The organism is Chloroflexota bacterium (assembly GCA_016875535.1).
Taxonomy (GTDB): domain Bacteria; phylum Chloroflexota; class Dehalococcoidia; order SHYB01; family SHYB01; genus VGPF01.
On record VGPF01000030.1, the window covers coordinates 21,660 to 27,963 of the forward strand.

The following is a 6,304-nucleotide window of genomic DNA, read 5'->3' on the forward strand; positions in this document are numbered from 1 at the left end:
TTTCCCTCACCCGCCAGGCGCAGGCTCCATCCCTACGCTGCGTTGCCCGCCCGCTTCAGAAGCACATCCCGGATGGCCTCTATCTCCCGGGCGGCGCGCAGGCGGACCAGGGCGCCCTTGCTGTTGCTGCGGCCGTAGGGGTAGACCACGTCTCCCGGGCGGCCGATCCGCTCGCGCAGGAAGGCAACCTCCTCTTCGGAGACGCTGTCCACGAACGGCTCCTGGTGCGCCGCCGGTGTGGCGCGGTAGTTGAGCGCCTGCGGGCCATCCGCGCCCAGGCGCACTCGGCGCCACGTGGGGCCCAGTCGCTCCACAACCAATCGGGAGCCGGGCGCGGCCCACGAATCAATCGCGGTGAGCAACTGTTGGGCCAGGTCGTCCATCACTTCGCCAGCCGCTTCAGCATCGCCTTGATCTTCGGCGCGCTCTTCAGCTCCGCCGCCATCTCGTCCAAGTCCTCCTCGCCCAGCATCATCGGATTGCGGTTGAAACGCCCCTTGGTATAGAAGCAGAACCGGAGCGACTTGGAGCCGTCCTCATACTCCATCAATTGAATCGCAGGCTCCCAGTGGTCGCGGATCACCTGGACCTCTTCCGTGATGTTGCCCTTGCCCCACGGCATCGCGAAGGGCCTCGGGAGTTTGCGTTCTTTCGCCATCTCAACCTCCGCGATCGCGATTGTGGGTGGGTTCGCTACCGCCCCAGCTGCTGCAGCGCGCGCTGGACCTTCTCTTCGACGGTCATCTTCTTCTTACCCTGCTGAACGGCGGCAAGGGCGTTCCGCGCCTCGGCAAGCGAATAGCCGAGCGAGGTGAGCGCATCCAGGGCGTCGTCGTCCATCACCGGGCCCTTCACCCCGGGGGTCAGCGACCACTCCTTTGCAAGGGTAGCCTTCAGCTCCAGGCAGATGCGCGCCGCTGTCTTCTTCCCCACGCCGGGGATTCGCGTCAGCGTCCCCTCGTCGGCGTTCACGATGGCCGTCACCAGGTCGCTCGCCGCCAAGCTAGAGAGCATCTTGAGGGCCGTCTTCGGGCCGATGCCGCTAACGCCCGTCAGCAGCTTGAAAAGGCGCAGTTCCTCATCGGCGGCAAAGCCGTAGAGGGAGAGGGCGTCTTCCGTCACGTGGAGGTGCGTGACCAGGCGCGCGCGCCTCCCCGTCCCGCCGATGGACTGCAGCGTGGCCGACGAGGTGAAGACCTGTAGGCCCACACCGCCGACGTTCACAACAAGGTGATCGGGGCCGATGAACTCAACGATGCCCTGCACAGAGGCGATCATCGGGCGGCTCTCCTTCGGGAAGTAGGCTTCAGGGCTTGCGCCATGGGGTTCTCGGCCAGCAGGGCGTTCACCTCAGCCTGGCGGATGTGGCAGATAGCTACGGCAAGCGCGTCGGAGGCGTCCAGCTGCTCCTCGTCGAGGCTGACGCCGCCCAGCAGGAGCGCCACCATGCTCCGCACCTGCTCCTTATCGCCGCCGCCGTAATCGGCCACGATGCTCCGCACCTTCGAGGGGCCGTACTGGAAGACGGGCGTATCGCGCTGGGCCGACGCCAGGAGCGCTATAGCGCGCGCCTCGCCCACGGCCATGGCCGACTTGCGCGGGCTTTGCACGACGAACGGCTCTTCAACGGCGACGGCTGAGGGCTTGTAGAGGTCCAGCAGCTGCTGGAGCCCGCGGAAAATCTTGAGGAGCCGCGCTTCGATGGGGGCCTTGGCAGGAGCCTGGATGACACCGCAATCAACGAGCTTCAGGTCGCGCCCGTCCTCGTCAACGATGCCATAGCCCATGCGGATGGTACCTGGGTCTATGCCTAACACCCGCATGCTGTGCGCACCTCGGCGCGGTGGAGGACGGAGGATTCGCTACCCGGCGGCCGCCAGGACCTCTTCGGGGAAATCGGCGTTGGTGAAGACCTTCTGCACGTCATCGAGATCTTCCAGCTCGTCCAGCAGCCTAAGGGCCTGGCCTGCGCTGCCGCGGTCAACCGTCATGGCGGTCTTGGGCACCATCTGCAGTTCGGCTGAAACAACCTTCGCCCCCGCAGCTTCGATGGCCTTGCGGACAACGTCTACCTTATCCGGCGGCGTATAGACCTCAAGGCTTTCGCCTTCGCCCTTCACATCCTCGGCGCCTGCGTCTATCGCCGCCAGCGTCACGTCGTCCGCCTTGCCCTTGGGAACGGCGACGGCCAGCGCCCCCATGTTGGAGAACTGCCAGGAGACGGATCCCGATTCGCCCAGGCTGCCGCCGTACCGCGTGAAGACGTGGCGCACTTCGGAAGCCGTGCGATTCTTGTTGTCCGTCACTGCCTGGACGAAGACGGCGGCGCCGCCGGGGGCATACCCTTCGTAGGTTATCTCAACCAGCGCCTGCTGTTCGCCTTGGCCCGTCCCCTTCGCGATGGCCCGCTGGATATTATCCAGGGGCATGTTGCCGTCTTTGGCCTTCTGGATCGCCATGCGCAGGCGGAAGTTGGCATCCGGGTCGCCGCCGCCCGCCTTGGCGGCGATGGTGATCTCACGCGCGAGCTTCGTGAACAGGGCGCCCCGCTTCTGGTCGGTGATGCCCTTTGCTCGCTTGATCTGCTTCCATTTTGAGTGGCCGGCCATGGGAAAACCTCGGCGGATGCGGGATGGATTGTAGCACGGAGGCGGCGGACGGAGCGAAGGAGAAATGGCGGACGGAGAAAAGCCGGCGTGCCGCAGAAAACGGCGTCTACTGCTCAGGCGGAGGAGGGCGGTCGGACGGGATCTCCAGGGTGGCGCGGGTGCCCTTCTTCACTGCGGCAACGCGCAAGAGCGTGCGCATCGCCTGCACAACGCGCCCCTGACGGCCGATAACCTTGCCCTTATCCTCAGGCGCAACATCCAGCCGCAGGACCGTGCGACCCTCTTCCTGCGACTCCGTCACCACAACCTGGTCGGGCTTATCGGTTATGGACTTCGCGATATATTCGATGAGTTCCTTCATTCGAGGCGCTTACCCTGCGATCTTGCTCTGCTTGAGGATGCGTGCGACGGGCTCGGAAGGCGAGGCGCCCATCTTGAGCCAGTGGGCGGCGCGGGCCTCGTCAATCTTCACGGTGGAGGGGTTCGTCTTCGGGTTGTAGAAGCCGATCACCTCAATGAAGCCGCCATTGCGGGGGGCTTTGGAATCGGCGACGACGATACGGTAGGTGGGCTGCATCCGGGCGCCCTCGCGGCGGAGTCTCATTCGCAACATGAACAGCGTACCTCTTGCTTCGCAGGTGAAATAGATCGCCTCGGGAGGCGTCTTCAGGGACGATTGAAAATTGTATCCCTAGGGCTGCCTCTTGTCAAACCGGGACTTGGGCCGGATTGTATCTTTTCGGCGCATTCTCGGCGCATTGTCACCAAATCCGCCGTAAAAAGCAAGTGCCGTAGCGCGCTCCAGCCAAGCAAGCTCTCCATAGCGGTAGGTCATCCCCGAGGTTTCCCCATTTGCTCTCTGCTACTATCTTCGGCATGAAATTCGCCTTCACCCCGCAGCAAGAGGCCTTCCGCAAAGAGATCCGCGATTTCCTGAGGGCGGCGCTTCCGCCGGAAGACGATTCAGGGGAGTCCAGCGCCGCCGAAGAGGGGCGTGCCTCCCAGCCCTTCTCGCAGAAGCTCGGGAACAAGGGCTGGATAGGCTTGGCCTATCCAAAGGAGTTCGGCGGAAAGGGCCTTGGCTATATCGAGCGCTTTGTCTACAACGAAGAGATGGTCTTCCACCGCGCGCCCCTCGCCTACCACCAGACAGCCGAGCGCCAGATGGGCCCCAGCATCATCCAGGACGGGAACGACTTCCAAAAGGCAAGCATCTTGCCTCGCATCACCAAGGGCGATCTGAGCATCTGCATCGGCTATAGCGAGCCCAACTCCGGGAGCGACCTGGCCGCGGTGGAGACCAGCGCCGTGCAGGACGGCGAGGACTATGTGATCAACGGGCAGAAGATCTGGACCACCAACGCCCAGCTCTCCCAGTTCATCTGGCTGGCCGCTCGCACAGACCCCAAGGCGGCCAAGCACAAGGGCATCAGCGTCTTCCTCGTCCCCATGGACTCTAAAGGAGTCAGGGTCGTGGGCATCCCCACCATGGCCGGAACGCGCCTCAATCAGGTCTTCTTCGATAACGTGCGCGTCCCCTCGCGCTACCTGGTGGGCCAAAAGAACCAGGGCTGGTACGTGGTGGCGGCGAACCTGGACTTCGAGCGCTCCGGCATCGAGCGCGTCACCGCCAACCTCCTTACCTTTGAGGAGCTGGCCCAGTACGCCAAGACCGCCACCCGCCACGGGGTGCCCATCATCCGCCACGCCGTCATCCGCCACCGCCTCGCCGAGCTGAAGATCGGCTTCAACCTGGGGCGCATGCTCGCCTTCCGCGTCTCCTGGCTCCAGAGCCGGGGCCAGACCCCGAACTATGAGGCCTCCGTCTCCAAGCTCTTCGGCAGTGAGCTGAGCCAGCGGACGGCCCAGGTCGGCATGCAGGTCTTGGGGCTCCACGCCCAGGTGAGCGATTCCCCCAAGTGGGCGAGGCTCAAAGGCCGCCTGGCCGCCTCCTACCTGGTCACCATCGCGGACACCATACGCGCCGGCACCTCCGAAGTGCAGCGCAACATCATCGCCCAGCGCGGCCTGGGAATGCCTCGGTAGCGCGCCGCCCCGTTTCTCCCAGTTTTGCCAAAACATGGTAAGATTGGCTTGAGGTGTCATATGACGACTGGAACGGCAAAGATAGATTCTGCTGGCAGGATTCTCATCCCTGCCAGTTCACGCAAAAGGCTGGGGGTGAAGCCCGGAGATCAGGTCGTGATGCTCACGGAAGGCGATAGTCTTCGGATCATGACAAGGCGCGCCGCCCTCAAGCGGGCCCGGGAGTTCGCCGATAGGTATTTCCCTCGAGACCGGAGGCTGGCTGAAGAACTGATCAAGGAGCGTAGGGAAGAGGCTCGCCGTGAACAGAGCCGTCCTTGACGCCTCGGCCATCATGGCCGCCATCCATCGCGAACCAGGAGCGGAAAAGGCCGACAAGATAGTGGAGAGCGGGGCGGCGGTCAGCGCCGTCAATCTCGCCGAAGTTGTCCGGAAGTTCTCCGCAGGCGGTGCTCTGGTGGCAGATACCCGTGACATACTCGGCGCCCTCGGACTCGAAATAGTCCCCTTCGATACGGAGCAGGCGTATATGGCCGGAGCCCTGGAGCCGCAATTTGACGCCCTGGGCCTATCCCTAGGCGATAGAGCCTGCCTCACCCTCGCCAAGATCCTGCATCTTCCGGCGGTGACTACAGACCGTCAGTGGGCAAAGCTCAGAGTCGGCGTTGATATTGTGGTCCTGCGCTAGGTCTACTTCTTCGGATGCTCCTCCACAACCTCCAGCAGCATCTCCTGGTGCTGGGTGAACGGGTCGCCGAAGAGCTGCGACCGTAGCGCCACCGTGTGCGTCTGCATCGCCGCCTTATCCAGCGCATCCGAGCTCTCCCACAAGCTCACGCGGGCCACCGCCGTTGGGCCCGCGTGGCTCTTCAACGAGTACCCGTTGATGTAGCCCGGCTGCTTCGCCATGAACTCGCCGATCTCATGGAGCAATTGGTTCACCTGGCGCTCTCTCCCCGCCCTCGGGTGAACGATCGTGATGCGCATCACCTTCATGACTGCCTCCCTTGCCCCTGAAAATTGGGCATAGGATACCAGAGGCGGCAAGCGCCGCAGGGCGAAAGGCCTACAGCGGTGGGACCCTGTGGCCGGCACGTGAGCCGCAACGCCGCTCTGGGAGGCGAACGCGAAGACTCAGTCGCGCGCCTAAGCGCATCGGCTGAAGCGAAAGGGTGGTCAGCCCGCTGAAACAAAGGGCTGCGCTTGCCCCTCTATTTCAGTCGCTCCAGCTTGCCTTTTCTCCGGACGATATTCTTATAGTCCCACTGGATTGCTCTGGCCTTCTTCAGCCACCGACGCAGCTCAGTCTTGTTGATCTCTGAAGCGTCGTTGAAAAAGACTGAAGCATCCTTGAACTTCTTGCCCACTACGCTCAGGCCCGCCTCTTCGAAATCCGCCCCGCTCCAAAACATCAGTCGAATACCGGGCTTCTGCATGCTGTACCCGACTATCGGATTGCCGTCCAGGAACCAGACCGGATGCCCATGCCATATCTTGCCCTCAGCCCCGGAAAGACCACGGTCAATCTCTCCCGCAAGAACATTGACCTGCCCCCAGACTTTGTACCACTCGCTATGTTAGTCCGGCGGAACTGCTGAACGCCAGTCGTGGCAACATCGCCTCAGGCGCTGGCGGGCGGTAGCCGAGGG

The 6,304-nt window shown here is 63.4% G+C and carries 11 protein-coding genes and 1 pseudogene; 3 read left to right on the forward strand and 9 right to left on the reverse strand.

Going from position 1 to position 6,304, the window contains the following annotated elements:
• Positions 1 to 32 precede the first annotated feature (32 nt).
• The 7 genes from FJ039_08915 to rpsP form a co-directional block, all read right to left on the reverse strand.
• Complete coding sequence (locus FJ039_08915) at positions 33 to 383, reverse strand: hypothetical protein (protein MBM4406283.1); 351 nt, start codon at positions 381 to 383, stop codon at positions 33 to 35.
• Positions 383 to 658: a hypothetical protein gene (locus FJ039_08920; protein MBM4406284.1), complete on the reverse strand. Its 276-nt coding sequence runs from the start codon at positions 656 to 658 to the stop codon at positions 383 to 385. Before FJ039_08920 ends, FJ039_08915 begins: the two co-directional genes overlap by 1 nt.
• Positions 659 to 693: 35 nt before the next feature.
• Entirely contained in the window at positions 694 to 1,278 is a 585-nt protein-coding gene (gene ruvA, locus FJ039_08925; protein ID MBM4406285.1) for a Holliday junction branch migration protein RuvA, read from the reverse strand.
• The gene (gene ruvC, locus FJ039_08930) at positions 1,275 to 1,823 is read right to left on the reverse strand and encodes a crossover junction endodeoxyribonuclease RuvC (GenBank protein ID MBM4406286.1); all 549 of its coding nucleotides are present in this window, start codon (positions 1,821 to 1,823) and stop codon (positions 1,275 to 1,277) included. The genes ruvA and ruvC overlap by 4 nt, the downstream gene beginning before the upstream one ends.
• A 39-nt stretch (positions 1,824 to 1,862) precedes the next feature.
• The gene (locus FJ039_08935; protein ID MBM4406287.1) at positions 1,863 to 2,609 is read right to left on the reverse strand and encodes a YebC/PmpR family DNA-binding transcriptional regulator; all 747 of its coding nucleotides are present in this window, start codon (positions 2,607 to 2,609) and stop codon (positions 1,863 to 1,865) included.
• A 106-nt stretch (positions 2,610 to 2,715) separates the two neighbouring features.
• Positions 2,716 to 2,970 (reverse strand): KH domain-containing protein, encoded by a 255-nt coding sequence (locus tag FJ039_08940; protein ID MBM4406288.1) that lies wholly within the window; start codon positions 2,968 to 2,970, stop codon positions 2,716 to 2,718.
• Positions 2,971 to 2,979: 9 nt separating this feature from the next.
• Positions 2,980 to 3,222, reverse strand: a complete 243-nt coding sequence (gene rpsP, locus FJ039_08945) for a 30S ribosomal protein S16 (protein ID MBM4406289.1) — start codon at positions 3,220 to 3,222, stop codon at positions 2,980 to 2,982.
• Positions 3,223 to 3,485: 263 nt separating this feature from the next.
• Here rpsP and FJ039_08950 point away from each other — a divergent pair, with 263 nt between their 5' ends.
• Genes FJ039_08950 through FJ039_08960 form a run of 3 tightly spaced genes read left to right on the forward strand, consistent with a single transcriptional unit; the run spans position 3,486 to position 5,343 of the window.
• On the forward strand, positions 3,486 to 4,655 hold the full coding sequence (locus FJ039_08950) for a hypothetical protein (protein ID MBM4406290.1): 1,170 nt from the start codon (positions 3,486 to 3,488) through the stop codon (positions 4,653 to 4,655).
• Between the two features lie 60 nt (positions 4,656 to 4,715).
• Positions 4,716 to 4,976 carry an AbrB/MazE/SpoVT family DNA-binding domain-containing protein gene (locus tag FJ039_08955; protein MBM4406291.1) on the forward strand — a complete coding sequence of 87 codons (261 nt, stop codon included), beginning with the start codon at positions 4,716 to 4,718 and terminating at the stop codon, positions 4,974 to 4,976.
• 13 nt (positions 4,977 to 4,989) lie between these two features.
• A complete protein-coding gene (locus tag FJ039_08960) occupies positions 4,990 to 5,343 on the forward strand; it encodes a type II toxin-antitoxin system VapC family toxin (GenBank protein ID MBM4406292.1) in 354 nt (117 codons plus the stop codon).
• Positions 5,344 to 5,345: 2 nt separating this feature from the next.
• On the opposite strand, the gene FJ039_08965 is transcribed toward FJ039_08960, so the two are convergent.
• Both FJ039_08965 and FJ039_08970 read right to left on the reverse strand, forming a co-directional pair.
• A complete protein-coding gene (locus tag FJ039_08965) occupies positions 5,346 to 5,651 on the reverse strand; it encodes a hypothetical protein (protein ID MBM4406293.1) in 306 nt (101 codons plus the stop codon).
• 215 nt (positions 5,652 to 5,866) lie between these two features.
• Positions 5,867 to 6,199: pseudogene (locus FJ039_08970) on the reverse strand (DUF1801 domain-containing protein).
• Positions 6,200 to 6,304 lie beyond the last annotated feature (105 nt).

What these genes read in the sequence shown, in the direction of transcription:
- FJ039_08940 (MBM4406288.1), bottom strand. Translation starts at nt 2,970, where the DNA reads ATGAAGGAACTCATCGAATATATCGCGAAGTCCATAACCGATAAGCCC.
- FJ039_08955 (MBM4406291.1), top strand. Translation starts at nt 4,716, where the DNA reads ATGACGACTGGAACGGCAAAGATAGATTCTGCTGGCAGGATTCTCATC.
- FJ039_08965 (MBM4406293.1), bottom strand. Translation starts at nt 5,651, where the DNA reads ATGAAGGTGATGCGCATCACGATCGTTCACCCGAGGGCGGGGAGAGAG.
- ruvC (MBM4406286.1), bottom strand. Translation starts at nt 1,823, where the DNA reads ATGCGGGTGTTAGGCATAGACCCAGGTACCATCCGCATGGGCTATGGC.
- FJ039_08935 (MBM4406287.1), bottom strand. Translation starts at nt 2,609, where the DNA reads ATGGCCGGCCACTCAAAATGGAAGCAGATCAAGCGAGCAAAGGGCATC.
- FJ039_08915 (MBM4406283.1), bottom strand. Translation starts at nt 383, where the DNA reads ATGGACGACCTGGCCCAACAGTTGCTCACCGCGATTGATTCGTGGGCC.
- FJ039_08960 (MBM4406292.1), top strand. Translation starts at nt 4,990, where the DNA reads ATGGCCGCCATCCATCGCGAACCAGGAGCGGAAAAGGCCGACAAGATA.
- ruvA (MBM4406285.1), bottom strand. Translation starts at nt 1,278, where the DNA reads ATGATCGCCTCTGTGCAGGGCATCGTTGAGTTCATCGGCCCCGATCAC.
- FJ039_08920 (MBM4406284.1), bottom strand. Translation starts at nt 658, where the DNA reads ATGGCGAAAGAACGCAAACTCCCGAGGCCCTTCGCGATGCCGTGGGGC.
- FJ039_08950 (MBM4406290.1), top strand. Translation starts at nt 3,486, where the DNA reads ATGAAATTCGCCTTCACCCCGCAGCAAGAGGCCTTCCGCAAAGAGATC.
- rpsP (MBM4406289.1), bottom strand. Translation starts at nt 3,222, where the DNA reads ATGTTGCGAATGAGACTCCGCCGCGAGGGCGCCCGGATGCAGCCCACC.